This window comes from Sorangium sp. So ce1504 (assembly GCF_051521635.1).
In the GTDB taxonomy this organism is placed as follows: Bacteria; Myxococcota_A; Polyangia; order Polyangiales; family Polyangiaceae; genus Sorangium; species Sorangium cellulosum_B.
Genome location: NZ_CP150365.1, coordinates 11,385,482 through 11,411,410, shown reverse-complemented (window position 1 = coordinate 11,411,410; position 25,929 = coordinate 11,385,482). Strand labels below are relative to the sequence as shown.

Below are 25,929 nucleotides of genomic sequence, written 5' to 3'. Positions count from 1 at the left end.
TCACTCCTCGCCCAGCTCGGCCCTGAGCCGCGAAAGCGCGCGGCTCACCCGCTTCCGCGCCGCCGCCTCGTCGATCCCGCACGCGATGGCCACCTCCTTGAAGGAGAGGCCTGCCTCGAAGCGCAGCACCACCGCCTCGCGCTCGCTCGGCTTGAGCCGCGAGAGCGCGGCGCGGGCGCGCTCGGCCCGCTCGCGCTCCGCGGCGAGCTCGCTCGCGTCGGGCCGCGGCCGGGTGTCGTGAACGAGGCGCAGCCGCGCCTCGCGCCGCGCCCTGAGCTCTGTGTGCCGCCCGCAGAGGCGCCGCGCGATCCCGAAGAGCCAGGCCCGCACGCTCCCCTCGGCGCGGTACTGCGGGAACGCATCGAACGCCGCGAGCAGCGTCTCCTGCACCAGCTCCTCGCTCTCGGCCTGCGACCCCGTGAACGCCATGCACAGCCGGCCCAGCGGCATGGCGTAGGCCTTCGCACACCGCGACAGCGCTTCCCGGAAGTCGCCTGCCCCGATCAGCCCCTCGATCGCGCGCGCCTCGTCGGCCCGCGCGTCGCCCTCCGACCCAACGAGCGCTAACCCAGCTGCCATCGCTGCCTCATCGCCGGCCATGTGCCCCCGTCCCCCGAGTTCGTGACCGGATTTTTTTTTCGCCCCCCGCCCCCGGCGGACTCCGGTGCCCGATCCCACGGTACAGCGCGGTCCGGCCTTTGCCTTTTGCAATGCGATCCCCGCCGCAGCAGAATCGGCCGTCGCCTCAGGAGCCGCGCTTATGAACGAGACAAGCCCGCCTGGTGTCACAAACGCCGCCGCGCCCCGGGGCGCGGCGCCGAGCGATCCCGTTGACAGGTCGCGTGTGAAGCGATGGAGACGGTCGCTGGCGCTCGCCGCTGCCGTGTCCGCCGCCGCAGCGCTCGCCGCCCCCGCGGCGCTCGCGCAGGGCGCGCCCGGCGAGGCGCAGGCTCAGGGGGAGGGTGAAGCCCCGCCGGCCGGCAAGCGGGTGGTGCTCCCGACCCGGGCCAGCGCGGGCGGGAAGGAGAAGAAGGCGGTCGCCGCCGAGCCGAAGGGGGGGCCGGCCGAGAAGGACAAGGCGGAGCCGCCGGTGGAGGAGCGCGCCGCGCGCGGCGTGGTGGTCATCGAGCGCGGCGGGCAGGTCGTCGGCCTCGGCGCGGCGCTCGCCGGCGACGGGCGCATCCTGACGGCGCTCTCGCCGCTCGGCGCGGGCAACGACCTCACGGCGCGCCTCGCCGACGGGACCACCGTGCGGGTGAAGCTCGGCCACCACGACCGCGTGTGGGATCTCGCGCTGCTCGTGCCGCAGACCGGCAAGTGGGCCGAGGGGCTCACCGCCTCGTCGCGCGATCCGGTGCGGCCGGACGCGCAGATCCGCTCGTTCTCGGCGGCGCGCGGCAAGGTCGCGGCCACCGCGCTCGTGCTGCGATCGCACCGGACGCTGATCGGCGGCGACGACCGGCCGCTCGAGCGCGCGATCGAGCTCGGGTCGCGCGTCTCGCCGCTCGATCTGGGCGCGCCCATCATCGACGAGGACGGCCGCGTGGTCGCGATCCTGGGCCGCGGCTGCGCCCCGAACGAGGGCAAGCCCTGCACGCCCGTCGCCTTCGGCGTGCCGATCAGCGCGGTCAGGGCGTTCCTTCGCGCGGTGCCGAAGGACGCCGTGCCGCCCGCGGCGTGGCTCGGGATCCAGGGCGTCAGCGCGGCGGCGCCGGTCGCGAAGGGGGTCCGGGTCACCGTGGTGCACCCCGAGAGCCCTGCGGACGAGGCCCGCTTGACGGGCGGCGATCGCGCGGAGAGCGACATGATCCTCGCCGTCGACGGCGTGCCCGTCACCAGCCCCGAGGCGCTCTCCGACGCGATCCGGACGCACGCGGTCGGCGAGAAGGTCCCGCTCACCTTGCTGAGCCGCGGGAAGTACCGGCAGGTCACGGTCGTGCTCCGCGCTGCGCCGGATCCGTCGGCCCCCGCGGCGAAGCGGCCGGAGGCCGAGCTCCCGCCGCCGAGCTCGAGCGGCAAGTCGACCGAGGAGTACCGCAAGTAAGAAAAAACTGATGCGGGGCCGCGCGCGGATTCTATAAGCTCGGCGCTCGGGCCCGATCCGGTTGACACCCCGTCAACCGAACCTCCAGGATCGGGCTCGAGCGGCTCGGACGGGCGCGCTCGCGGTTCTCATTCAACCTCGCGCCTCGCGCGGGGCCATCGATCGGGTGATCCGTGTCCCAAACGTTTCGAATCGAAGTGGCCGGCGAGACGAACGTCGGGCGCAAGCGCAACCACAACGAGGACAACTTCGGCATCATGGTGGAGTACGGCCTCTTCATGGTCGCCGATGGAATGGGGGGGCATGCGTCGGGCGAGGTCGCGTCGAAGATGGCGGTCGACGCGATGCAGGACTTCTTCGCCCAGACGCAGGACGACCCGGAGCGGACCTGGCCCTACAAGATGGACCGGTCCAAGGGCTACGAAGAGAACCGGCTGATCACGGGGATCAAGCTCGCCAACCTGCGGATCTACGAGACCGCGCAGCGCGAGGCGAAGAAGCGGGGAATGGGGACGACGTTCGTCGGCATCTTCACGGCGAACGACGGCGTCTACGTCGCCCACGTCGGCGACAGCCGGGTCTACCGCTTCCGCGAGGGCCGGCTCGAGATGCTCACCGAGGACCACTCGCTCCTCAACGACTACATCAAGATGAAGCGGCTCACGCCCGAGGAGATCGCGAACTTCCCGCACAAGAACGTGATCGTGCGCGCGCTCGGGATGAAGGACACGGTCAAGGTCGACACCCGCTTCGAGGTGCCGCAGCTGAACGACACGTACGTCCTCTGCTCGGACGGGCTCTCCGGCCCGGTGAGCGACCTGGAGATGACGCAGATCCTGACGGAGCATCAGGACATCCAGGTCGCGACCGCCAAGATGATCGAGCGCGCCAACGAGAACGGCGGGCCCGATAACGTGACCTGCGTCCTCGTTCGTTGGACCCAGTGACCGCCGCTCGGCGGCGGTGATCAGGGCAGGGCGCCGCCGCTCCAGGGAATGAGTACCAGGAAGACGAAGGCGATGAGGGCGAGCATGAAGAGGCTCGTCATCAGGTAGGTCGAGCGCGGCGAACGCGCGGTGCTCCAGCCGTCGCCGTAGAACTTCCCCCGCGAGCGCACCCGGATCCGGCGCTGCACGCCGCGGAGAAGGCTCGGCGGCGCCGCGGGCGGCGGACGCATCGCCCCTCGGACCAGCTCGCGCAGATCCAGCTCGTCGACGAGCGGCAAGTCGCCGTCCTCGGGGAGATCGCCGTCCTCGGGGAGATCGCCGTCCTCGGGAAGGTCGCGCAGGGGCGCGGCGGCGGCGGGCGGGCGCTCCACGGGGGGAGCCGAGGGACGGCTGCCGCTCTCCGCGCCCGAAGCGGCCGGCTCATCGGCTCGCCCCGTACGCTTCGGGTCGTCCGCCCCGCTCATTTCCCGCCTCTCACCTTCTCACCCATCATCTTCTCGACCAGCGCGCGGAGCTGGCCGCGCGCGCGATGAATCCGGCTCTTCACCGTCCCGTCCGGCAAACCCGTGACCGAGGCGATCTCTTCGTACGACATGTCCTCCACGTCGCGAAGGATGAGCGCCTCCCGGAACTCGGGATCGAGCTGCCCGATGGCGCGCTTCACGACCGCCTCGAGCTGCATCCCCTCCACCAGCTCGTCAGGGCGGCTCACGTCGCCGACGCTCACGCCCTTGGCCGCGGACAGCGGCACCCGCTCGGCCATGGCGTCGACGTCGTCCTGGGCGCCAGCGTGCCGCCGCGAGAGGTACTTCGTCCGGTTCTTGCAGAGATTCACGGCGATCCGATAAATCCACGTCGAGAGCTTCGATTCGCCGCGGAACTGATCGATCGCCTTGAAGACCTGCACGAAGACTTCCTGGGACACGTCCTCGGCCTCGTCACGCCGGCCGAGCATGCGGTAGACGAGCGCGAACACGCGGCGCTCGTACATGATCACGAGCTCGTTGAACGCGCTCTCGTCACGCGCGACGAGCCGCGCGATGAACTGCGCCTCGCCCGCCTCGAGCGGCGCCGCCGACGCGCGTCCGAGCTCCGCGCCCGCAGGGGGCGGAGAGCCGCCTCCGCGGTTCGCATCTACATGGGTAGGGGCTCCGCGTCCGCGGGCCCCTTCATCGCTCGCCACGCCGTCCGGTCCTCCAGGAGCCAGGGGCTCGCGCACGCCGCGTGGCAGGCGCAGAGCCCTCGGTGAGACCACGGTAAACAACCCCGGCTCGACCGCGCCAGACAATAGCGAGCAGGTGACGGCGCAGGACGCACCCGCGAGGCGGTGCGACCTCGCCCGAGGCGCCCCCGCCGACGCGATGGACATCGACCGCCATGACCCCCCTCAGAGGGCGCGGGGGCTCGATGGTTCCGGCGCGTGGATTCGAACCACGATTAGGGGATTCAAAGTCCCCCGTCCTGCCCTTGAACGACGCCGGAGTGCTGCGGGACGGAGCCGACCGCCGCGCGGCGCGCACCTTAGCGCGAGTCGCGCAGGATGGCACCCGTCCCGATCCATGAGTCGGCTCTGCGGGACGGATAACTGATGCCGCGCGTGGCGTCCGCCTCGGATCGGCCTCGCCTCAGGCGGAACTGCCCGCGCTCGCGGCGACCCGACGGCGCCGGCTTCGCGCTGGACGCCGAGGCCTTCTCCGCCCGGTGGAGCGGCAGCGCGGGCGCGCCGGTGCCCTCGCCCGGGGTCGCGGCCGCTTCCTCGCGCGCCGAGATCGCGTCGGCCGCCGCGCCGTCGCGCGCCGGGGCCGCTTCGGCCGCCGCGCCGTCGTGCGCCGGGGTCGCCACGGCAAGCGCCGCAGCGCCGGTGCTCGCGGCGAGGTCCGGGGCAGGCAGGGCGACCTGCGCGGCGGCGGCCGCGACGCCCTGGGCCACGCCGAGGTGCGCAGCCTGCGCGGCCGCAGGCCTCGCAGGTGAGGCCTCAGGGGCGACCACGCTCAGCACCGAGAGGCCCAGCACGAGCACGAGCGCCGCGCTGCCCGCGGCCGCTCCGGCGGCGCCGCGAGAGACGCGGGCGCGCCGCGCGAGCCGCGACCAGGCGCCCGACACCCGCCCGCGCGGCGTCTGATCCGCGTCGCGCTCGCCACGCGCCGGCCCGAGCCCGGGCTTCGCGGCGCCGGGCCTCGGCGCCACGGCGCTCGGGAGCGTGTCGGGCGGGGACGAGGGGGCTGTGGGGAAGCAGGACGGAATATCAAGAGAAATCGGCTGCGAGGGGCTGTCCCGCCGCAGCACGGCTTCGGACAGCGGGAACCGGCCGAGGGTGAAGGCCTCGGCGCGCTCGCCGCGCGCCTTCGCGGGGGCGCCCTGGTGGAAGCGGGGCGCGACGGAGCTGAGGTCGTCCGGCGTCAACGCGAAGCTGAGCGGGCCGGTGGACTCAGGCGCCTCGCCCGCGGCGGAGAGGGCGGGCGCCTCGTCGCGCGGGGGCGGCTGGGAAATGGTCCAGCCGAGCGCCTTCACCTCGCCGGCAGGCGTCCAGCACTCGAGCCCTTCGCGCCAGACGCGCGTGCTGTGGGGGAGCTCCCCCAGCTCCAGCGCGCGCCAGAGCGTGACCGTGCTCATCGCCTCGAGAAAGTCGCCGCGGTCGATGCACCAGGGCTTCGACTCCGCCGGTGCCTCCTCCGCGCCGCCGGCGTGCGACGTGAACGGCATCGTGGGGGCGCTGCAGAGGCTGCTCAGCTGCCCCTGCCCGCACCCCTCCGCGCCGCCCGACGCCGGCACGCCGTCGCCAAGCCCCTCCACCTTGTACGCTGCGCTCGGGCCCATCGCTGTCTCCCTAGCGAGCCGCGGCGGCCCACCCGATGCTGCTTCCGGGTGCACCTCCGCTGCTCTCGTGCGTCGGTAGCGGATGCTGGCGCGGTGGGCCAAGAAAGGTGCCGGGCGGGGCAGGCGCCCAGGCCGGGGCGCTGCGTCTGGCGGCAGGGTTCGCGGGAGAGGCCGCGGCGACGCTGCGCGGGCGAGGGCGGGGCGGCCGCGAGGGGCGTGTCGCGGCCCGACGTCAGAGGTCGGTGTAGTTGTCGGCGAACATCGCGCGCTGGCCGAGGAAGGCGATCTCGAGCGTGCCGCTGACGTCCGTCCCTCCGGTCGAGCTACGGATCACGTTGAGCGCTGGCATCAGCCGGATGAGCCCGCGGTACTCCGTCCCCACCGGCGCGCGCGCCAGCGTCACATGGACCGGGGCGCGCAGGCTGAGGCGGACATCGGCGGGCGCCTCGTCGTTGAGCGCGACCGCCACCTTCGCGCCGAGCGCCGCGCGGAACGTGGCGTTCGCCACCTTGTCGACGAGCCCGGCGTGCGCCGCGATCGTGAGCTCCTGGCTCTGCACCGGCGCGCCGAGCACCTCCTGCCTGCAGCGGGTGGCAGGGACGAAGGTGGTGGACTGGGTGACCGGATCCACGCCGTGGGCGACGTCGCCCGCGGGCTCGCACCACTCGAGCGTGTCCGCCGACGCGGTCCAGCGCGAGTCGAACTTGATCTGCCCTTCGAGCGTGGGCGCGAGCTTCTTCCCGCCCTCGCCGACGTAGACCGCCGCCGCGCCGACGCTCCAGGGGACGGCGGTGAGCTCGCGCGGCGCGTAGGTCGGCGGCAGGCTCTGGTCGCGCCGCTCGGGGCCCGGACCCAGGTAGCTGAACCGGGTGCGGCCGACCGCGCCGCCGACGTAGAGGATCAGCGGGGGATGGGCCGAGCTGCCCTCCCCCTCGAAGTCGAGCCGCGCGAACGAGGCGGACAGGCGCAGGGTGCCGGTGGGCGTCTGGGCCGCATCGTCGGTGGCGGAGAACCCGATCAGCGTGGCCAGCCCGTCCTCGGCCGCCACCTCGGCCTCGATCACGGCGCTCACATCCCATGCCGTCGGATCCGTCACCTCGCCGAACCCGGCCAGCACGCCGAAGCCGACCCGCGCGAGCGCCGCGCCCCCGGAGCTGCCCGTGATCCCGACCGGAACGAGGTAGACGAGCTCGCGGCCCGTGGCGGCCGGCGAGATGGCCGCGCCCCCGGCAGGCGCGAGCGGCGCAATGGGGGCGATGGGAGCGCCCGACGCGGCCGGGGCGACCGGCGCAATCGCGCGGCCCGGCTGCGCGGGCGCCACGGCCGCGCCTGTGCTCGGCGCGGCAGACGGGACCGGCGCCGTGGGGGCGCTGGCCGCCGTGGGGGCGCCGGGCGCGGTGGCGGCCGGCCGGACGGGCGCCGGGGGCGCTGCGCCCGGCGGCACGGGAGCCGACGGCTGCCCCGCGCCCTGGGCGAGCGCGGGCGCGGCCAGCGTGAGCGAGAGCAGCGCCGCGGCGCGCTGGAGCAGCAGGGCGCCCCTCACGGCGCCACCGTGAAACGGAACGTGAGGCAGTCGGCGCCGCTCGACGTGTCGTATTCGGCGCGGGTGCTCTGGTTCGTCTTGGGATCGAAGGCGAAGATCTGGAACTTGCCGCTTCCGTTCCGGACCCTGAAGCGGAACACGTAATTGCCGGGATCCAGATCGAACTCGGGGAAGACCGTGTTGCGGATCGAGAACGGCCTCACCCCCGCCGGATCCGCGGTGGGCGCCGGGTCCTCGAACAGAAAGCCGACGGCGCTGAGGTGGTACTCGTCGCTGTGGAGCTTGAGCTTGATCCTCTTCATGGTCGAGAGCGATCCTCTCACACGCGCGCGGCACGGTACAGCGGCTGGAGGGCGCGCTACATGGCAGCGATCGGGCTCGCCCGACCGTCCGGACCATTTCTGACGAGCGCAGGTGGGTCGTTTCTCGTGAGCGCCGAAGGGATGTCGGAGCGGAGCGGTAATGTTCTCAACTGGGCATATGCATGGTCGAGCGTCGGGGGCGCTCGGGTATCCGTGATAGAGGAGCGTGGCGCCTCGAGGCGCTCAGCCGCCGCTGGCGCGCCGCACGGCGACGCCGACGCCGGCGGTGCTGTAGCAGCCGCTCACCGTCCAGGAGATGGTGGTGTTGGAGTTGGCCACGAGATAGCCGGCCAGCGCGACCATGGTCGTCGGATCGGTCAGGCGCCTGTTCATGGTGGAGGTCGCCGCGGTGGGGCTGATGGTGGCGCCGGTGTTGCCGTTGCGCGCCGCCATCACCGTGTACACGAACGAGCCGCTCGCGCTGAAGTTGGTGGTCACCCCTCGGGGCACGGCGCTGGGGCCGCAGTCCGTCGTGTTGGTGTGGATGCCGGTCGTGGTGGCGCTCGCGAACGGGTTCGACTGGTGCACGGCCTTCAGCTCCACCACGTTGGCGAAGTACACGCCCCAGGTATTCGAGCTCGCCATCTGCACCACCACGGGCTTGTTGCCGGTGGCGGCCGGAAGCTGGCTGTCCAGGAGGTAGTAGATGTGCGCGGCGGAGTTGTTGTCGGCCTGCCGCGCGTTGAAGAGCGTCATCGGCGTGCCGTCGTAGGTGACGCTCACCGGCACGAGCGAGTTCTCGGAGGCGACGATCCCGACAAGGACCATGCGATCGTTGTCCCGCGGTGTCTGCAGGGCGTGGCTCACGTTGATGATGGGCGCCGAATTCCCGATGGTGCTCAAGGTGCCGGTCGTGCCCGAGTTGACGACGACGATGTCCGGCGAGACGACGCAGTTGCCGTTCGAGCAGATGGACCTCGTCCCCGAGCACACGTGGCCGCAGTCGCCGCAGTTGCTGGCGGTGCCGAGCTGGGTCGTGCAGCCGCCGCTGGGGTCGCCGCAAGCCTTCCAGCCCGGGTCGCAGGTGGGCACGCAGGTGCCGGCCGTGCAGGCGGTGGCGCTCGCGTGCGCCTGGAGGCACCGGGCGTTGCAGGCGCCGCAGGCGTTGACGTCGCTGGAGACGTCCTTCTCGCAGCCGTTCATTCCGTTGCCGTCGCAGCTGCGCCACAGGCCGCTGCACACCGGGTTGCAGCCCGACGAGCTGCATTGATTGCTGGCGACGTGGGCGCTGGCCCCGCTCTCGCACACGAGGTTGCAGCCGAGGCAGTTGCTCTCGTCGCTCCACAGGTCGATGTTGCAGCCGTTCCTCGGCACCCCGCAAGCGTCGTACTGCGCGCTCGTGCACACCGGGTTGCAGGTGCCGTCGAGGCACAGGTTGCTGGTGGTGTGGATTGTGTTGCACTGGGTGCCGCAGGCGCCGCAGTGCCCCTCGTCGGTCCTGATGTTGGCCTCGCAGCCGTCGGTCAGCGAGCTGTTGCAGTTGCCGTAGTCCGCCTTGCAGCCGGCGAAGGAGCACGCGCCGCCCTGGCAGGTCGCGGTGGCGTTCGCGTAGATCGTGTTGCAGTTGACGCCGCCGGCGGCCGCGCAGGCGCCGCAGTGGGTCTGGTTCGAGTTGACGTTCGTCTCGCAGCCGTTGTCCGGATTGCCGTCGCAGTCGCCCATCCCGCTGTTGCACGTCCGCACCTTGCATTCGCCGCCCTCGCACTTGGGGGTGCCGCCGGCGATGGTGCAGGTCTCGCCGCAGGCGCCGCAGTGGCTGAGGCTCGTGTCCGTGCTCGTCTCGCAGCCGTTGTCGTAGCTGCCGTCGCAGTCGGCGAAGCCCGGCTCGCAGCTGCCGATGGCGCAGCCGGTGGCCGTGCACTTGCCGGTGCCGTTGGCGACCGTGCACAGGCCGCCGCACGTGCCGCAGTTCTCCGGATCGGCGGCCAGATTCACCTCGCAGCTGTCCTCGGGGTCGCCGTTGCAGTCGCCCCTGCCGGCCGGGCAAATCGTCTCGCCGCAAACGCCGTTGCGGCACCAGGGCCTGCCGCCCGCCTCGGGCACGCACTCGATGCCGCACCCGCCGCAGTGCAACACGTCACGGGTAGTCGCCCTCTCACAACCGTCGACGACCTGGCCGTTGCAGTCGGTGAAGCCCGCGTCGCACTCGACCTTGCACTCCGACGCCTCGCAATACGCGTCGCCGTTCGCGGCCGGGCACAGCTCGTCGCACCCGCCGCAGTGGCTCGAGTCCGTCGCAGTGTTCACCTCACAGCCGTTCTCGGGATCGCCGTCGCAGTCGGCGTAGGGTGCTTCGCACGCCTTGACCTTGCAGGCGCCGCCCTGGCACTCGGCGGTCGCGTTCGGCAGCGCGCACTTCAGGCCGCAGCTGCCGCAGTTGTCCGTGTCGGTGCGGACGTTCACCTCGCATTCGCCCTCGGCCTGGCGATCGCAGTTGGCGTAGCCGTCCGAGCAGGTGGGGCCGCACACCCCGTCGATGCAATCGTCGCTGAGGCAGTCCCCGCTCGAGCGGCAGATCTTGCCGTCCTGGCAGCCCCCACAGTCGGCGCCGCAGTCCACGTCGCTCTCGGTGCCGTTGGGCACCCCGTCGGTGCAGGTCGGCGCGACGCATTGGCCGTCCTGGCACACGCCGCTCTCGCAGTCGCTGGCCCCGTTGCACGTCTGGTCGGTCGCGCACTTCTTGTCGCAGCTGCCGCCGCAATCGATGTCCGACTCCGAGCCGTCGCGGGCGCCGTTCATGCAACCCGCTTCCTGGCAGACGCCATCGATGCACTCGCCCTCGGCGCAGTCGCGGCTCGCGGCGCAGCCGGAGCCGAGCGGGCATGGATCGCACTCGCCGCCGCAGTTCAGGCCCGTCTCGCCGTCGGACTGCGCGTCGTCCGTACAGTGCGCCGGCGGGCCGGATACCGACGCGAACTCGAAGTCCGGCACGCTGCATGATGCGGCGGCGGCGAAGATCCCCGCCGTCAGCGCGGCGGCCGAGAACGCGCGGAGCAGCGCGAAGCGACGCAGAAAGCTAGGGGTCGACATCGAACGACAAAAGTATCATTCGCTGGCGGATTTCGCGGCCATAAATTGAGAAGGCGGCGTCAGGATCCGCGCGCGAAAGCTCCGCCGGCGCGCGCGCACCTCCGACCACGACGCGGTGCGGCGTCGCGCGCGGCGAAAGCCGCGCCGCCATGTTGACGCGCGCCGCGAAGGCCGCGCCCGCCATGTTGACGCGCGCCGCGAAGGCCGCGCCGCCATGTTGACGCGCGCCGCGAAGGCCGCGCCGCCTCGTTGACAGGAGCGGAGGCCTCAAGTCACCATGGCAGGCGCCGCATGAGGAATTTCCCGCGAATTTTCCGCGTCGCAGCGGTGCTGCTGCTGCTCGAAGCGCCCGCGCTCGCCCAGGACACCGACGAGCTCAAGCAAGCCCGCGCGCAGTTTCAGCAGGCGACAGAGCTCGAGCAAGCGGGCAACTGGGCCGCGGCGCTGCAGCGGTTCCGCGAGGTCGGCCAGGTGCGGATGACGCCTCAGGTGCGCTTCCACATCGCCGTGTGCGAGGAGAATCTGGGGCGGCTCGTGACCGCGCTCGGTGGCTACGAGCTGGCGCTCGCGGAGGCCGACACCGTGGGGCCCGATTTTCGGGCCGAGGTCGAGCAGTCGATCGGCCGGCTGCGCGCCCGGATCCCGAAGCTCGTCATCGTGCGCGGCAAAGGGGCGGCCTCCGCGGCCATTGCGCTCGACGGCGTCGCCCTCGGCGGTACGTCCATCGGCGTCGAGGTGCCGCTCGATCCCGGGCCTCACGCGCTCACCGCCAAGGCCCCCAATTACAGGCCGTTCCAACAGACGGTGGAGCTGAAGGAGGAGGGGGTGACGCGCGTCGAGGTGACGCTCGAAGCATTGCCGCAAGAGCTGCTGATCCAGGCGGGCGCCTTGCGGGAGAGGCCGCCGTCCAAGGTGGTGCCGTACGTCATCGGGGGCGTCGGCGCCGCGAGCCTGATCGGCTCCGGGGTGTTGTTCGGGCTCCGCCAGGGAGCGCTCAAGGATCTGGAAGACGCCTGCGGCCCGGACGGCAAGTCGTGCCCGCCCTCCATGCAGTCGCGCTACGACGACCTCAAATTCTATCACTATGGCGCGCAGGTGGCGCTCGGCGTCGGCGTCGCCGCGGTCGGCACGGCGACCGCGATCTTGCTTCTTCAGAACAGGAAGCCAAAGCAGCCCGAGAAAACCTCGCTCGAGCTCGTGCCCGTCGCGGGCGGATCCGAGATCGGCGCGAGTCTCTCAGGAACATTCTGAGGGAGTCGAGTTCGCCCAGAGCGGGGTGCTAGAACCCCGGATCATGCTTCCACGACTTGGGCGGCGTGGGGGTTGGCGTCGGGCTCGGCGAGCTGCTCTGCTCGGCGGGCTTGGTCGGACGGCGGGGCGTCGCGCGCGCGGGTGACACCGGGAGCGGAGCCGGCGTCGTCGGCGCCGGGGCCGGCGCTGCGCTGGCCGAGACGGAGGCAGAGGGCTCGCCCGGGGGCGCGCCGGGCTCGGTCGCAGGGGGCGCCTCCGCCCTGGGAGGCGCGGGCGCCGGGGCGGCTGACGCCGGGGCGGCGGGCGCGGCGACGGAAGGAAGAGGGGCGGGCGCGTCGGCGCCCCGGAGCAGTACGGCGAGCACGCCGGCGGCGAGGAGACCGAGGATCACGACGGTGGGCAGCGCGTGGCTCCTGGAGCGCGCGAACGGCGGGATCTCGTCGTCGAGCGTGCTCTGTCCGGCCACGCCCCGGGCCGCGCCGCGGAGGTTGACGGTCCTGAAGGCGCTCACCGACGAGGGGCTCGCGCCGGTCACGTCGGAGCGGCCCAGGTTGTTGCTCAGCTGATTGCGGTCAGCGCGCTCCAGCGCTTCGGTGAGGGCCGCGCGCGTTTGCTCCTGCTGGTCCTCGAACAGCTCGCGGACGAAATTGGCGACGTCCTCGTCGGTGGCTCGCTGGCCCGGCGGAAGCGCCTTGTCGAGCGCTCGCATCAGCTCGTTGGCCGTGGCGTAGCGCTGGTCGCGCTCCTTTTCGAGCGCGCGCATCAGCACGGCCTCGAGCGACGCCGGGTAGTCGGCCTGGAACTCGTGCGGCGCCTCCACCGGGTCCGTGGACGAGATGGCGAACAGCGTCGCGCCCTCGGATTCCCTGCGGAACGGGTGTTTGCCGGTGGTGAGCGTGTAGAGCACGATGCCCATCGCGAACACGTCGACGCGCCGGTCGATCGCGTCGCCGCGCACCTGCTCCGGCGCCATGTAGCTCACCTTGCCCTTGAGCTGGCCGGCCTGCGTCGTGCTGTCGTTGAGCGCGGTGGCCTTGGCCACGCCGAAGTCCACCACCTTGGCCAGGCCGTTGTACGTGACCAGGATGTTCTGCGGGGAGATGTCGCGGTGCACCAGGCCGACGAGCTTGCCGCTCTTGTCCTTGAGCTCGTGCGCGGCGTGCAGGCCGGCGCAGGCCTGCGCCACGATGCGCACCGCGATCGGGATCGGCATGCCGTTCTGCCGCTTCGCGACCTTCATCACCTGGTTGAGCGGAATGCCGTCGATCCACTCCATCGCCAGGAACAGCACGCCGTCCTGCTCGCCGAGGTCGAGGATCTCGACGGCGTTCGGGTGCCGGATCTGGGACGCGAGCGACGCCTCCGAGAGGAACATGCGCTCGAACTGGTCGTCCTCCGACAGCGTCGGCAGCATCGTCTTCACTGCGACGATCTTCTGGAAGCCGCGCGTCCCCTTCAGCCGCGCCGCCCACACCATGGCCATGCCGCCTGCTGCGATCGGCAGCAGCAGCTCGTAACGACCCAACACGGTCCCGGGCCCGAGCTCGGCCGGGGTGTTGGGCAGGAGGTTCGGCGCAGGATTCACGCTACTCGGAAGGTTTGTTAAGTGCCCTGACCGTACGAGTGTGCGGCGTCACGAAGCGAGTGCCCAGCGATAAGAAACACCGCGGAGACAAATTGCGGCTATCGCACCAATAACCCCACCTCCTTACATTTGCCGACAGCTGCGGCGGCGCTTCGTGGCTGGGCAGCTGCCGCCAAAACGTCGTTAGGAAGTCCAAACGCTGTCCGGAAGTCAAGCTGCTCTTATCCGCCTACCATCGTACAAGGACGGCGGACGGGCGCGCCGTCACGCGTCGTCACGCGTCGTCACCGCCGCACGACGAACATCGCGGCGAAATACCCGTCCGTGCCGTGCACGTGCGGCAGCAGCCGGAACGCGTCGCCGCCGCCCGCGAGCTCGCGCGCGAGCTCCGCGTCGAACGGCGCCGGCTCCAGCCGGACGCCGAGGCCGTCGTCCGCCGGGGCCGCGAGCCGCGCCGCCACGGCCTCGCACTCCTCGCGCAGCACGCTGCACACCGCGAACACGAGCCGGCCGCCGTCCCGGGCGCGGGTCGCGGCGCGGCGCGCGATCGCGACCTGGAGGTCGGCCAGGCGAGGGAGATCGTCCGCCTCGCGCCGGAGCGCGATCTCCGGGCGCCGCCGCAGCGTGCCCACCCCGGAGCAAGGGGCGTCGACGAGCACCCGGTCGTAGCCCTCGGGGACGTCGCCCGCGCCCACCGTCCAGTCGACGGCGTAGGTCTCGCGCACGGAGGCCGCAGCCCGCCCGAGCCCGTCGCGCGCGTCGGCCTGCGCATCGCCGGCCTCCGCGCCTGCGCCCTCCGCGCTCACGGGAGGCGCGCCCAGCGCCGCGCGGAGCTGCGAGAGCTTCGCAGGGTACAGGTCCGCCGCGTCCACCGCGCCGAAAGGCAGCACCGCGCGCGACAGGAGCCACGACTTGTTGCCCCGGCCGGAGCAGGCGTCGAGCACGGCCTCGCCAGGCCGCGCGCCGAGCGCGAAGGCGAGCGCCTGCGCCCCCTCTTCCTGGCCGATCCACGCGGCGCCGAAGCCTGGGAGCCGCCGGAGATCGCCCGCCCCCCGCGCGACGATCGCGGTCGGTGAGACGTGCCCCGCCTCGAAGGACCCGGTGGGCGCGGCGGCCCGCAGCGCCTCGATCCACGCGCCGCGGTCCTCGCCAGGGGCGAGGCAGAGGCCGGTCGGCGGCGGCACCGGGCCGGCCGACAGGAACGCCTCGGCCGCGGCCCGGCCGAGCGAGCGGCGCAGGGCGCCCCGCAGCCACCCCGGCGCGGAGGCGACCACCGCGCTCGCGAGCGGCGGGCGACCGCCGGACTCCACGGCCGCCGCGAGCCGGCGCAGCACGGCGTTCGCGAACGCGCCGACCCGCGGCCCGCCGGCCGCCTGGGCGCCATCCACCGCCTCCGAGACCGCGGCGAACGAGGGGACGCGATCGAGGAAGCAGAGCGAGTACGCCCCCATCAGCACGTGGGCGCGCACCAGCGGGTCGGCCGTCCAGCGGCTCTTCGCGGCGAACTCGGCGATGCGCGCCTCGAGCGCCGCCTGCGCGCGCAGGACGCCGTAGACGAGCTCCGTCGCGAGGCCGGCGTCGCGCGGGTCGAGCGCCGGCGCGCGGCGCAGCTCGGCGTCGAGGGCCGCCGAGGCGAAGGCGTCCGAGCCCCACACCCGCGCGAGCACGCGCGCCGCGACCGCGCGCGGCGCGCTCTCGGCCGGATGCGGCGGGCGCGCCGGGCCGCGGCCGCCGTCGCGCCCGTCACCTTGGCCCCGGTCAGCCAACGAGCTCCTTGAATTGCCCCTGGATCACGTCCCAGCGGCGCTCGACGTCGTTCTTGAAGGCGATGCCCATCAGGCCGATGAGCACCACGAGCCCGACAAGGCTCGCGATCTCGCGGACGCGCAGCGGCAGCGGGCGCCGCAGCACGGCCTCGAACGTGAAGAACAGGAGGTGGCCGCCGTCGAGCACCGGGATGGGCAGCAGGTTGATGAGCCCGAGGTTGATTGAGATGACCGCCATCGCCCAGACGAAGTAGCTGACCCCCTTCGCGCCCTCCTCGCCGATCACGTCGTACACCGTGATGGGGCCGCCCAGCGTGGAGATGCTGACCTTGCCCTCCATGATGCGGACGATCCCGACCACGATGAACCGGATGACGTCGTACGTCTCGTCGACCGCGCTCTCCAGGGCGAACTGGAAGGCCGACGGGCTGTCGACGAACGGCTCGGCCACCATCGGCGACCAGTTCGACGCGCGCAGGTAGAAGCGCGGGCGGCGCTGGCCGTACTCGTCGATCCAGTCCTCGCGGCGGAGCTCGATGGTGCCGCTCTTGCGCTGGCCCGAGCGCTGCCACGTGATGACGTGCGGTCTATCCGGGGCCGCGAAGAGCCGCTCGACGAAGGTCGACCAGGCGGTGACCTCGACCCCGTCGACCTCCGTGATGCGATCGCCCGGCCGGAGCTCGGCGTCCCACTCGGCCGAGCCCTCGGGGACCTCGGCGACGTAGAGGTCGGCCGGCTCGATGCCGGTCCGCGCGAGCAGGTCGCCGTGGCCGCTCTCCGGCGTCAGCGCGGCGACGCCCGACTCGTAGACGGCGAGCTCGGCCAGGCCGCCGAGCGCGCGCGGCACCGTGACCGGCCGCAGGTACGTGACCGGCACCGTGGCGCCGCGGCTCTCCTCGAGCGCGAGCTCCAGGTCGGCGAACGTCTTCACGGGCGTGCCGCGCACCTCCGTCACGACGTCGAACGTGCGCAGCCCGGCCCGGAACGCGGGCGAGTCGGGCCGCGAGACGCCCACCACGGCGGCGGGGCGGCTCGGCCGGATGCCGATCTCGCCCACCCGGTCCACGATCTCGAGCGGCTTCTGGACGACCTTCTCCTCCGGGACGACCGTGACCTCGACGTGCTCCTTGTTGCGGAACACCTTGAGGCGGAGCTCCTGGTTGGGGCTCTTCGTCACGATCCGGTGCAGCTCGGCGAAGGTGCTGACGCGCTCGCCGTCCACCTCGAGGATGCGATCGCCCGGGACCAGCCGGCCCTCGGCCGGGTGCCCCGGCAGGACGACGCCGACCGTCGGCGGGACGAAGCGGGTCTCCCCGATGAAGACGGCGAAGTAGAGCAGCACCGGGAAGAGCACGTTCATCGCCGGGCCGGCCATGACGATGATCACGCGCTTCCAGAGCGCCTGGGACTCGAAGGTGCGCTTGCGATCCTCGGGGAGCACGGCCTCCTGCCGGTTCTCCTCGAGCATCTTCACGAAGCCGCCGAGGGGCAGGAGCGCGACGCAGTACTCCGTCTCCCGGCCCCGCAGGCGCAGCACCCGGGGGCCGAAGCCGATCGAGAAGGTGAGGACCTTCACGCCGAAGATCTTCGCGCACACGAAGTGGCCGAGCTCGTGCACGAAGATGAGCACGGAGCAGAGCAGCGCGAAATACAGGAGGTCCACGGCGGCGGCTCTCTTTACGCGAGGCCGGGCTCGGTGACCACTGGCCACTGAGGGGCGCAGGGCCAGGGCGCCCCCGCGCGAAGGGCGGCCTCCGGCGCAGGCCTCCGGCGCAGGTACGCCGTCCGGTCCGTGGAAAGGCGCCCTCCGGCGCTGCGATGCCTTCACGGTGATGGCCCCGGTCGGCCGCCCACAGACACCCGCGGTTCCGCCGCGTGGCGAAATGTCACAGAGCGCGGGCGCGCGATGCGCGATGCTGACGAGCGCCAGAGGGCCGCAGGCCCCGTGCATCCGTGTTATCTCACCGATGGAACTCGGCCGGGCGCCGCGCCCGCGAGCGACGCCTCACGGCGGACGGTCCCCTGGCCGATTCTCGCGATGTGCCCTGATACGAACTGCGAGGTCCCATCATGAAGCACACGATTGAGCACGACCTGAACGACAGCGAGGCAAAGCTGGCGACCGAACGAGCGATCGCGCAGTACCGAGAGCGGTACGCCGAGTACGAGCCTTTCCTCGTGTGGCGCGACGCGAAGCGCGCCGAGCTCGGCTTCTCGGTGAAGGGCGTCAAGCTGAAAGGCAGCATGGAGCTCCGCCCCGGCGCCGTGGACGTGGATCTCGACGTGCCTCTCCTGATGCGCCCCTTCAAGGGGATAGCGATCGCCGCCATCGACAAGGAGGTTCGTCACTTCATCGCAGAGGCGCACCGCGAACGGGCCCAGGGAGGCGGCAAAGCCACCTGAGCGAGCGGGCTGTTCCGCTATGGACATGAGCGCCTGCCGGCGCTATGTTGCTCCAACAGTATCTACTTCGCCGGCCGAAGTACGCTTCGCGACACGACTCACTCCAGTGCTCGGCCGGCAGGGGGCTGCCTCTCGTTGCTCGCCCTGCCGGCCTCATCGTCGCGCTCACGGAGCGAGCGCCTTCACGGCCGTCAGCTTGTGCGAGGCCAGCACGGAGTGGATCGCCTTGATGAGGCCGCTCGCGTCGATCTCGCAGCGCATGACGAACCGCGGCGCCAGCTTCTCCACGGTGGTCGTGCGCTCGATGACGACCGCCGGGAGGCCGTTGATGAGGCGCAGCTCGTGGCGGAGCGCTCCGGGGTCGTCGATCCTCAGCAGGCCGACGTAGAACCGCGCGACCCGGTTCGGGCCGACGACGATCCGGCGCGCCGCCTTGAACTCGCCGTTCGCGTCGTTGATGACCCGGACGCCCTCGCTCAGGAGCGCCTCGATGGCGGCGACGTCCTGCGTCGCGAGCGTCTGCAGGAAGCGCACGAGCGCCGCGCCCGACCGCTCGACGAGCTCGGGTGAGGGGCGGCAGCGGTCGCGCTCGTACGGCTCGAGGGCGCGGCGGGCGCGGTGGTGGGTCGTCTTCACGCTGGCCTCCGACAGGTCGAGCGCGGCGGCGGTCTCCTGCACCGAGTAGTCGAAGACGTCGCGGAGCAGGAGCACCGCGCGCTGCTGCGGGGTCAGCGCCTCGAGCGCGATGAGGAAGGCGAAGGACGCGCTCTCGAGGAGGTCGTAGCGGCCCTCGGTGCCCTCCTTGCCCGGGATCTCGAACGACGGGGGCTCGGGCTCCGCCTCGATCGGGGAGGGGAGCCACGGTCCGTCGTAGGTGAGGCGCTTGCGGCGCCGGAGGGCGTCGCGGCCGAGGTTCAGCGCGACGCGCGCGAGCCAGGGGCGGACGGGCTCCTCGGTGCGCGCGGGCGGGCGCTCCAGCGCGCGGACGAACGTCTCCTGCACGATGTCGTCCGCGTCCGCGGCGCTGCCGGTGAGCCGGTAGGAGAGGGCCCAGAGGAAGCGCTCGTGCTCGCGGTAGCTCGCGGCGACGAAGCCGGGGGCGGCGAGCCCGGCGCTCGGGGCAGGAGAGGCCGTGGAGCTGCTCATGGAGCGTCGGGTAACCCCGTCACGCCGCGCGGTCGAGCGCGCGGCGCGAGAGGATGGCCCGCGCGGCGTCCCGCGCGCTGGCGAGGCTCGCGTCGGCGAGCATGCCCGTCGGCCCGACCCAGTCGCCCGCGAGGAAGAGCCCGTCGAGATCCGGGACGCGGGCGCCGGGGCGCCCTGCGTGGCCGCCGCCCTCCGCCGTGACCACGGCGTTGGAGACGATGAGCGAGGGCAGGAAGCGGCGCTCGACGATCGCGCCACGGTAGCCGGGCTGCGCGCGGTCGAGCAGATCCTCGAGCTCGCGCTCGGGGTCGCGGCCGGCGAGCTCGGGGCTGTACTGGGCGGTGTGGATCACGGCGCCGCCCGCGGGGGCGAGGCGCGCGGCGTCGGTGTGGACCGACAGGTAGAGCGGGCGGTCGATGCCGAGCACGAAGCCCGGGCGCTGGCGGGGGAGCCTCGACAGGGCGACGTCGAGGCACGCGGCGCGGACCGGGACGGCGCGCTCGGCGTGCGCGGCGAGCGCCGCGCTCGCGGGCGCGAGGGCGGCCGCGGCGCGCGGGCTCGCGGCGACGAGCACGGCGCCGGCGCCGAGGCGGTCGCCGTTCGCGAGCTCCACGGCGGAGACGGCGCCGCCCTCGGCCGCGATCTGCGCCGCGCGCGCGCCGGTGAGGATCTCCACGCCGGCCGCGACGGCGGCGTCGCGCAGGCCGTCGACGAGGGTCCTCCAGCCGCCGTCGAGGTAGAGCACGCCGTGGCTCAGGGCGAGCTGCACCTGCGCGAGCGCCGCGCCGGCGCTCTGGCGATCGTCGTCGGCGCAGTAGGTCGACAGCCGGACGAGCGCGCCGACGAAGCGGCGCGCCTCGGGCGTCCGGAAGGCGTCGCGGAGCCAGGCCGAGACCGGGACCGCCGCGAGCGGCGCGGGGTTCGCCGCGGCGAGGCTGCCGAGGACGCGCCCCATCTCGACCTTCGCGGCGAGGGGGAAGAGGCCCGTCGTGAGCAGCGACAGGGCGCCGGACGGCAGGGTGTGGAGGGCGCCGCGGTCGAGCGCGAGCGCGCCCGACGGGGACGGCGGCGCGCCGGTGAACCGGACGCCGAGCTCGCGGAGCACCTCGTGCGCCGCGCCCCCGCGGTAGAGCGCGTGGGCGCCGAGGTTCAGCGAGAAGCCGTGGCTCTCCTGCGTGGAGGCGCGGCCGCCCGGCGCGTGCGCCTTCTCGACGAGGGCGACCGACCGGCCCGCCCGGCCCAGGTACGCCGCCGCGGCCAGGCCCGCGAGCCCGCCGCCGATCACCACCACGTCTTTTGTAGTACGCATCACATGACCCCTTTCCTGGCGGTACCACGATCGGGGGGCCGGAAAGGTTACGCGCGCCCCGTCGAATTTTCGGAGCGCGCCCGGAGGGCTGGACGGCGGGGGGGAAGCGGCGTGCCGGCGCTCAGGTGGCGCGGACGAGCGGCGTGTCGACGAGGTGCTCGGACAGGAACCACACCTGCATCTCGTTCGTGCGGAGGACGTCGCTCATGAGCAGGTCGGCGGTGCCATCGTCGCGGTTCTCGGTGGTGAGCTTCACCGCCTCGCGCGTCTCCGCGAGGATGAGCTCGTGCGCGTCGAGCAGGCGCGAGAGCTGGGCGGGCACCTGCTCGCGGCCGCGGGGCGCCCGCTCGATCCTCGTCGTCTCCGCGACGTCGTGCGCCATGGCGATCGCGACGCCGCCCAGCATCTGGACGCGCTCGGCGAGCATGTCGATCAGCGCGGCTTGCTCCTTGAAGTGCTTGTCGAAGAGCAGGTGGAGCTGGAAGAAGGTCGCCCCGGACACCTGCCAGTGATGCTTCTTGTACATGTCGCGCAGGACGAGCGTGTCCGACAGGATCTGATTCAGCGCCCGGATGCTCTCCGCGCGCGACTTCGCGGCGAGCGCCAGCGGATAGTCCACGACCGTCCCGAAAGGCTGGATCTCCTCGCTTCGCTGGCGGAGGAGGGGCTGGGCCTCCAGCGCCCGCGCTCCGCCTTCCTTGCCACCACGCCCCTGTTTCCTCTGTTGCTTCCTCTGTACTGCCATGGTCCCCTCCCCGTCGATCGGTTCACTACGTATCTAGAGCCCGAGCCCGCTCCGTCCATGGCTGCACGTCCGCTGTCGTGTCCACGCCGGCCCGCGCGGCGCTCCGCTGGAAGGCGCGCCCGCGCGCCATCGGCGGCTCGCATCCGGCTTGGATTTCGTGCAAAGTCCAGCGCAGCATGAAACGGCTCCTGCTCACCAGCGCGCTGCCCTACGCCAACGGGCACATCCACATCGGCCACCTCGTCGAGTACACCCAGACCGACATCTTTGCCCGTTATTGGCGGATGACCGGGCGGAGGTGCATATCCCTGTGCGCCGACGACACCCACGGCACGGCCATCATGATCCGCGCTCGGCAAGAGGGGCGGAGCGAGGCCGACGTCATCGCGGACATGAGCGCGGCGCACCAGCGCGATTTCGCGGCGTTCCAGATCCGGTTCGACCACTACGGCAGCACGAACTCCCCCGCGAACCGCGCGCTGTGCGAGGAGATCTGGGCGTCGCTGCGCGAGCGCGGCATGGTGACCACGAAGGAGGTCACGCAGCTCTTCGATCCGCAGGAGGGCATGTTCCTGGCGGATCGCTTCGTCAAGGGCACCTGCCCGAAGTGCGCGGCGCCGGACCAGTACGGCGATAGCTGCGACCGGTGCGGCTCGACCTACGCCGCGACCGATCTGGTCGAGCCGAGGAGCGCGCTCACGGGCGCGCGGCCCGAGGTGCGGAGCGCGCAGCACCTCATGGTGGCCATCGAGCCGGAGCGGCCGTTCCTGTCGACCTGGACGCAGGGTGAGGGGCGGATGTCGAAGGAGATCGCGAACTACCTCGCGGGGCATTTCCTGTCGGAGCCGCTCCGCGACTGGGACGTGTCGCGCCCCGCGCCGTACTTCGGGTTCGAGATCCCCGACGCGCCAGGGAACTACTGGTATGTCTGGTTCGACGCGCCGATAGGGTACATGGCGGCGAGCAAGGAGTGGTGCGCCCGGGAAGGCGAGGCGTTCGACGACTGGTGGCGATCCGAGGAGACGGAGATCGTCCACGTCATCGGGAAGGACATCGTGTATTTCCATACGCTCTTCTGGCCGGCGATGCTGAAGAGCGCGAGGTTCTCGCTGCCGTCGCGCGTGCAGGTGCACGGGTTCCTCACCGTGAACGGAGAGAAGATGTCGAAGAGCAAGGGCACCTTCGTGCTGGCCTCGACGTACCTGAAGCACCTCGACCCGGCGTACCTCCGTTATTACTACGCGAGCAAGCTGAGCTCGAAGGTCGACGACATCGATCTGAACCTGGAAGAGCTCGTGAACAAGGTGAACGCCGAGCTCGTGAACAAGGTCGTGAACCTGGCGAGCCGGTCGTCGCGCTTCGTGGCGCAGACGGGGCTGTCGGCGGTTTACCCCGAGGACGGGGGGCTGTTCGCGGCGGCGGCGGAGGAGGGCGACGCGATCGGGGCGGCGTACGCGGCGTTCGACTATGCGCGGGCGACGAGGAGCATCGTGGCGCTGGCGGACCGGGCGAACGAGTATGTCGACCGGATGCAGCCGTGGGCGCTGGCGAAGCAGCCGGAGAAGAAGGCGGAGCTGCAGGCCGTTTGCACCGTGGCGCTCAACCTGTTCCGGCAGATCGTGCTCTACCTGGCGCCGGTGCTCCCGAAGCTGGCCGACGACGTCGCGCGGCTGCTCGGGTGCCCCATGGACCGGTGGGCGCTCGCGAAGACGCCGCTTGTGGGCACGCCTGTGGCCGCGTATGAGCACCTCATGAAGCGGGTCGAGCCGGGTGCGGTGGAGAAGATGATCGCGGAGGGCCGCCCTGCCGAGGAGGCGGCGGCGCCGGGCGGCGCGGCCGGGGCGAACGCGGAGCCGGGCCAGGCGGCGGGCGGGGGCGCGGCCGCGGAGGACGACGGCGCGGCGCTCGCCAAGGAGCCGCTCGCGCCGGAGTGTACGATCGACGATTTCAGCAAGGTCGACCTGCGCGTCGCGCGCATCGTCGCGGCGGAGCACGTGCCCGAGGCGAAGAAGCTGCTCAAGCTGACCGTCTCGCTCGGCGGGGAGGCGCGGAGGACGGTGTTCGCCGGGATCAAGGCGTATTACAAGCCGGAAGATCTCATCGGGCGGCTCGTCATCGTGTGCGCCAACCTGGCGCCGCGGAAGATGAAGTTCGGCCTCAGCGAGGGAATGGTGCTCGCGGCGGGGGACGAGACGGTGCATCTCCTGTCGCCGGACTCGGGGGCGAAGCCGGGGATGCGGGTGCACTGAGACGGCTGCCGGCTGCGCGGGCTCGATGGACCCGCGCAGCCGCGCGCCACGTCCTCTCCTGTCCGCGTAGCGGACTACTTGGTGAGGATCGGGGGGACGGTTGGCCGCGGGAACGGGAGGACGATCAGGCCCTGCTTCTTGATCTCCACGTTGGTGAGCTCGCCGAACGGGCCCCGCGCGGTGACCGTGATGTTGGTCCTCGTGCCGTCAGCCCAGAAGAGCTCGCGGGCCTCACCATCGAAGGTCAGCTGGCCGAGCTTGCGCACCTGCTTGTGGACGATGCTGCAGCTCTCGGCGCCGGAGGGCGGGTACTGGGCGGCCAGCGTCGGGTCCTCGACGATGTGCCAGACGACCACGCTCGAATTGAGCGGCGCGTCGTAGACGTCACCGGCGCCCCAGCGGTTCTCGAGCAGGAAGTACTCCTTGTCGCCGCGCGCGGCGTCCCAGAGCAGCGTGACCTCCTTGCGGGTCTCGATCGAGGCCAGCGGGAAGGTCTGGGTGGTCCACGAGCCGATCTCGACGAGGTCCGGGGTCACGAGGGCGCTCTTCAGCTTCTCGAACGGGCCCATGTGGGTGGCCTGCCAGTGCCAGTACATGGCGTCGAAGTACTTCGACGCCGTGCTCGACGAGTCGCAGCCGTACATGTCCTGCGCGTCCAGGATGCGGTGGGTGAGCTCGTGGGCGAGCAGGCCCACGCCGTTGCGACGATCCGAGTCGAACGGCGATAGGTAGACGTCGAGGAGGTCGAAGCTCATGGGCGTCGAGTTGCCGTCGACCGCCACGTCGACGCTGCGGTTGGTGCCGTAGGCCGAGTTCTGCGGGCGCACCACGATGAGGACGAGCTCGTCGCGGGTGATCTTGCCGTCGCCGTTGGTGTCGTAGTTGTGGAAGTTGATGCTCGGGTCGGCGGCGCGGATGGCGTCACGCCAGGCCTCGGCGTGCCCGCCGGGCGTGTCCCAGTACCAGTTGCCCTGGTGCGCGGCCGGCGCCTGGGCGAACGGGCCGCAGTTCACGTACTGGAAGCTGTCGAAGGCGAGCTTGCCGTCGGTGTTGTCGGCCAGCCAGCCCTTCATGCTCATGCCGCCGTCGCCGCCCTCGTGGTAGTTGAGGATCTGGGAGAGCGAGGGCGCGGCGTGATCCGGGCGGACCGGGTCGATGCACAGCACCAGGGCCTTGTGGGTGCGCACGCGCGGCGAGTGGCCGTAGCCCTGGCCGATGCCCATGAACGCCTGGGCGAAATCGGAGCCCGAGCGCCTCTTGGCGGTCACGCGGAGGGAGCGGTCACGGATGTTGGCGGTGGTGCCGGTGTCGCTGCGCGCCTGCAGGGTCACGGTGTGGTTGCCCGGGCGCAGGTTCTTGAGCACGAAGGTGTGCGAGTTGACGCGCATGAGCGGCTCGCCCTGGATGAGGGTGACGTCGCCGGGCTGCGCCGGCACGCCGTCGACCAGGGCGCGCAGGAACAGGCGGCCGCTCGAGGAGTAGACCTCGCCGGAGAAGGTGATCGCCGCGCTCTCGGCGGGAGCCTGGGTGTTGAGGTTGACCGAGAGGTCGGGGATGTTGGTCCAGGTCAGGCCGGAGAAGGGCACCGGCGGGCCCTGCATGGTGGCCGCCGCGGTCGAGCCGCCCGGGGCCGAGGCCGGCGCGGCGGAGACGGCCATGGTGCGGTCGCCGAGGCGGATGTCGCCGCCGGCGGTGTCGCCGGACCACTGGATCTGCACGGTGTGGTTGCCGGCGGGCACGCTGGGCGCGACGAAGGTCATGCTGCGCGTCCCGCCGCGGTTCGACATGTTGGCGTGGAGCAGGGTCACGTTGCCCACGTCCACGCCGTCGACGAGCGCGCGCACGAACATGCGGCCGCTGTTCGAGGCGGCCTCGGCCGAGAAGGTGACGATGAGGTCCTGCTGGGCGCTCGTGGTCAGCTGGGTTGTGAGGCCCGGGACGTTCTCCCAGGCGGTGGTGGTCTTGACGAGGTCCGGGCCGCTGGGCGCGGCGGCCACGGCGAGCCGGCCGTCGCCGCTGAAGGGCGCGGCCGAGTTGACCACCAGCGAGCGATCGCGCATCTGGGCGTCGCCGCCGTTCACCACGTACCACTGGATCTCGACGATGTGCTGACCGGCCGAGACGCCCGATTTCACGAAGGTGAAGGAACGCGTGCCGTCGAAGTTCTCGCTGCCCATCTTGATCTTCACGTCGCTCGGCGAGACCGGCGCGCCGTCGACGAGCGCGCGCAGCCACACCGTGTTGGTGGCGTAGATCTCGGCGCTGAAGCTGATCTCCAGGTTGTCGCCCGCGTGTGAATAGACCGCGCTGGACAGGCCCGGGGCCGAGGTCCATGCGCTCTTGGTCGCGATCGCGTAGGGCGCGCCCTCGGCGGGCGAGAGCACGGACAGGTTGCCGACGGGGTTCTGCTGGTAGAGCGAGAGCGCGGCTGCCTCGCTCGCGATGTCCTCCTCGTCCGACACCGCCTGCGAGACGTCCTCGTCGCCGACGCAGCCGAGCTGGACGGTCGAGGCCGTGAGCGCCATGAGCGCAACGTGCTTGAGACGCATCCGCGGGGCCAGGAAATCCCAGCCGGCGTCGCGCTCGTCCTGACGCTTGAGATGCTGAAAGAATGCCATGATGACACCTCCGGAAAAAGCCAATGGGCCCTTGTCCTCGAATCGGATCCGGCATGACGGCCCATGTCCCCATCGCAGAACACCTGTCGATCGGGCTGTCCGTCAGCGCGTGTC

20 protein-coding genes and 1 tRNA gene are annotated in these 25,929 nt (G+C 71.9%); 5 read left to right on the top strand and 16 right to left on the bottom strand.

The window, feature by feature from the left end; translation table 11 throughout:
* Entirely contained in the window at positions 1-579 is a 579-nt protein-coding gene (locus tag WMF39_RS42960) for an RNA polymerase sigma factor (RefSeq protein ID WP_437527665.1), read from the bottom strand.
* 265 nt (positions 580-844) lie between these two features.
* Between WMF39_RS42960 and WMF39_RS42955 the strand changes: the two genes are divergently transcribed.
* Together WMF39_RS42955 and WMF39_RS42950 are read left to right on the top strand one after the other, a co-directional pair.
* Complete coding sequence (locus WMF39_RS42955; protein ID WP_437742234.1) at positions 845-2,044, top strand: S1C family serine protease; 1,200 nt, start codon at positions 845-847, stop codon at positions 2,042-2,044.
* A gap of 173 nt (positions 2,045-2,217) precedes the next feature.
* Positions 2,218-2,991 (top strand): Stp1/IreP family PP2C-type Ser/Thr phosphatase, encoded by a 774-nt coding sequence (locus tag WMF39_RS42950; RefSeq protein WP_012240508.1) that lies wholly within the window; start codon positions 2,218-2,220, stop codon positions 2,989-2,991.
* A 20-nt stretch (positions 2,992-3,011) separates the two neighbouring features.
* Here the strand turns inward: WMF39_RS42950 and WMF39_RS42945 are convergent, their stop codons facing one another.
* The 8 genes from WMF39_RS42945 to WMF39_RS42910 all read right to left on the bottom strand — a co-directional run bounded on the left by WMF39_RS42945 (position 3,012) and on the right by WMF39_RS42910 (position 10,927).
* A complete protein-coding gene (locus tag WMF39_RS42945; RefSeq protein WP_437742233.1) occupies positions 3,012-3,455 on the bottom strand; it encodes a hypothetical protein in 444 nt (147 codons plus the stop codon).
* Positions 3,452-4,174, bottom strand: a complete 723-nt coding sequence (locus WMF39_RS42940) for a sigma-70 family RNA polymerase sigma factor (protein WP_437742232.1) — start codon at positions 4,172-4,174, stop codon at positions 3,452-3,454. Before WMF39_RS42940 ends, WMF39_RS42945 begins: the two co-directional genes overlap by 4 nt.
* A gap of 225 nt (positions 4,175-4,399) precedes the next feature.
* Positions 4,400-4,473: transfer RNA gene (locus tag WMF39_RS42935), tRNA-Gln, on the bottom strand.
* A 39-nt stretch (positions 4,474-4,512) separates the two neighbouring features.
* Entirely contained in the window at positions 4,513-5,808 is a 1,296-nt protein-coding gene (locus tag WMF39_RS42930; RefSeq protein WP_437742231.1) for a hypothetical protein, read from the bottom strand.
* A 232-nt stretch (positions 5,809-6,040) separates the two neighbouring features.
* On the bottom strand, positions 6,041-7,351 hold the full coding sequence (locus tag WMF39_RS42925) for a hypothetical protein (protein ID WP_437742230.1): 1,311 nt from the start codon (positions 7,349-7,351) through the stop codon (positions 6,041-6,043).
* Entirely contained in the window at positions 7,348-7,653 is a 306-nt protein-coding gene (locus tag WMF39_RS42920) for a hypothetical protein (protein WP_437742229.1), read from the bottom strand. Before WMF39_RS42920 ends, WMF39_RS42925 begins: the two co-directional genes overlap by 4 nt.
* A 243-nt stretch (positions 7,654-7,896) precedes the next feature.
* On the bottom strand, positions 7,897-10,743 hold the full coding sequence (locus WMF39_RS42915; RefSeq protein ID WP_437742228.1) for a hypothetical protein: 2,847 nt from the start codon (positions 10,741-10,743) through the stop codon (positions 7,897-7,899).
* Positions 10,730-10,927: a hypothetical protein gene (locus WMF39_RS42910; RefSeq protein WP_437742227.1), complete on the bottom strand. Its 198-nt coding sequence runs from the start codon at positions 10,925-10,927 to the stop codon at positions 10,730-10,732. The genes WMF39_RS42915 and WMF39_RS42910 overlap by 14 nt, the downstream gene beginning before the upstream one ends.
* A 107-nt stretch (positions 10,928-11,034) precedes the next feature.
* On the opposite strand from WMF39_RS42910, the gene WMF39_RS42905 reads away from it, so the two are divergent.
* Positions 11,035-11,994: a PEGA domain-containing protein gene (locus WMF39_RS42905; RefSeq protein ID WP_437742226.1), complete on the top strand. Its 960-nt coding sequence runs from the start codon at positions 11,035-11,037 to the stop codon at positions 11,992-11,994.
* A 28-nt stretch (positions 11,995-12,022) separates the two neighbouring features.
* Here the strand turns inward: WMF39_RS42905 and WMF39_RS42900 are convergent, their stop codons facing one another.
* The 3 genes from WMF39_RS42900 to rseP form a co-directional block, all read right to left on the bottom strand.
* Entirely contained in the window at positions 12,023-13,579 is a 1,557-nt protein-coding gene (locus WMF39_RS42900) for a serine/threonine-protein kinase (RefSeq protein WP_437742225.1), read from the bottom strand.
* A gap of 284 nt (positions 13,580-13,863) precedes the next feature.
* Positions 13,864-15,345 carry an RsmB/NOP family class I SAM-dependent RNA methyltransferase gene (locus WMF39_RS42895; protein WP_437742224.1) on the bottom strand — a complete coding sequence of 494 codons (1,482 nt, stop codon included), beginning with the start codon at positions 15,343-15,345 and terminating at the stop codon, positions 13,864-13,866.
* On the bottom strand, positions 15,338-17,008 hold the full coding sequence (gene rseP / locus WMF39_RS42890) for an RIP metalloprotease RseP (protein ID WP_437742223.1): 1,671 nt from the start codon (positions 17,006-17,008) through the stop codon (positions 15,338-15,340). Before rseP ends, WMF39_RS42895 begins: the two co-directional genes overlap by 8 nt.
* A 407-nt stretch (positions 17,009-17,415) precedes the next feature.
* Here rseP and WMF39_RS42885 point away from each other — a divergent pair, with 407 nt between their 5' ends.
* Positions 17,416-17,748: a polyhydroxyalkanoic acid system family protein gene (locus WMF39_RS42885; RefSeq protein WP_437742222.1), complete on the top strand. Its 333-nt coding sequence runs from the start codon at positions 17,416-17,418 to the stop codon at positions 17,746-17,748.
* Between the two features lie 165 nt (positions 17,749-17,913).
* Here WMF39_RS42885 and WMF39_RS42880 read toward each other — a convergent pair whose 3' ends face one another.
* The 3 genes from WMF39_RS42880 to WMF39_RS42870 all read right to left on the bottom strand — a co-directional run bounded on the left by WMF39_RS42880 (position 17,914) and on the right by WMF39_RS42870 (position 20,948).
* On the bottom strand, positions 17,914-18,894 hold the full coding sequence (locus WMF39_RS42880) for a sigma-70 family RNA polymerase sigma factor (protein ID WP_437742221.1): 981 nt from the start codon (positions 18,892-18,894) through the stop codon (positions 17,914-17,916).
* A gap of 19 nt (positions 18,895-18,913) precedes the next feature.
* Positions 18,914-20,203 carry a phytoene desaturase family protein gene (locus WMF39_RS42875; protein WP_437742220.1) on the bottom strand — a complete coding sequence of 430 codons (1,290 nt, stop codon included), beginning with the start codon at positions 20,201-20,203 and terminating at the stop codon, positions 18,914-18,916.
* A gap of 121 nt (positions 20,204-20,324) precedes the next feature.
* Entirely contained in the window at positions 20,325-20,948 is a 624-nt protein-coding gene (locus WMF39_RS42870; RefSeq protein ID WP_437742219.1) for a Dps family protein, read from the bottom strand.
* A gap of 176 nt (positions 20,949-21,124) precedes the next feature.
* Here WMF39_RS42870 and metG point away from each other — a divergent pair, with 176 nt between their 5' ends.
* Complete coding sequence (gene metG, locus WMF39_RS42865) at positions 21,125-23,197, top strand: methionine--tRNA ligase (protein ID WP_437742218.1); 2,073 nt, start codon at positions 21,125-21,127, stop codon at positions 23,195-23,197.
* Positions 23,198-23,271: 74 nt separating this feature from the next.
* On the opposite strand, the gene WMF39_RS42860 is transcribed toward metG, so the two are convergent.
* On the bottom strand, positions 23,272-25,815 hold the full coding sequence (locus WMF39_RS42860) for an EF-hand domain-containing protein (protein WP_437742217.1): 2,544 nt from the start codon (positions 25,813-25,815) through the stop codon (positions 23,272-23,274).
* Between the last annotated feature and the right edge of the window lie 114 nt (positions 25,816-25,929).

Excerpts from the sequence above, each read along its gene's own strand:
- WMF39_RS42960 (WP_437527665.1), bottom strand. The coding sequence starts at position 579 with ATGGCAGCTGGGTTAGCGCTCGTTGGGTCGGAGGGCGACGCGCGGGCC.
- WMF39_RS42945 (WP_437742233.1), bottom strand. The coding sequence starts at position 3,455 with ATGAGCGGGGCGGACGACCCGAAGCGTACGGGGCGAGCCGATGAGCCG.
- WMF39_RS42930 (WP_437742231.1), bottom strand. The coding sequence starts at position 5,808 with ATGGGCCCGAGCGCAGCGTACAAGGTGGAGGGGCTTGGCGACGGCGTG.
- WMF39_RS42920 (WP_437742229.1), bottom strand. The coding sequence starts at position 7,653 with ATGAAGAGGATCAAGCTCAAGCTCCACAGCGACGAGTACCACCTCAGC.
- WMF39_RS42915 (WP_437742228.1), bottom strand. The coding sequence starts at position 10,743 with ATGTCGACCCCTAGCTTTCTGCGTCGCTTCGCGCTGCTCCGCGCGTTC.
- WMF39_RS42910 (WP_437742227.1), bottom strand. The coding sequence starts at position 10,927 with ATGGCGGGCGCGGCCTTCGCGGCGCGCGTCAACATGGCGGCGCGGCTT.
- WMF39_RS42905 (WP_437742226.1), top strand. The coding sequence starts at position 11,035 with ATGAGGAATTTCCCGCGAATTTTCCGCGTCGCAGCGGTGCTGCTGCTG.
- WMF39_RS42885 (WP_437742222.1), top strand. The coding sequence starts at position 17,416 with ATGAAGCACACGATTGAGCACGACCTGAACGACAGCGAGGCAAAGCTG.
- WMF39_RS42880 (WP_437742221.1), bottom strand. The coding sequence starts at position 18,894 with ATGAGCAGCTCCACGGCCTCTCCTGCCCCGAGCGCCGGGCTCGCCGCC.
- WMF39_RS42875 (WP_437742220.1), bottom strand. The coding sequence starts at position 20,203 with ATGCGTACTACAAAAGACGTGGTGGTGATCGGCGGCGGGCTCGCGGGC.
- WMF39_RS42870 (WP_437742219.1), bottom strand. The coding sequence starts at position 20,948 with ATGGCAGTACAGAGGAAGCAACAGAGGAAACAGGGGCGTGGTGGCAAG.
- metG (WP_437742218.1), top strand. The coding sequence starts at position 21,125 with ATGAAACGGCTCCTGCTCACCAGCGCGCTGCCCTACGCCAACGGGCAC.
- WMF39_RS42860 (WP_437742217.1), bottom strand. The coding sequence starts at position 25,815 with ATGGCATTCTTTCAGCATCTCAAGCGTCAGGACGAGCGCGACGCCGGC.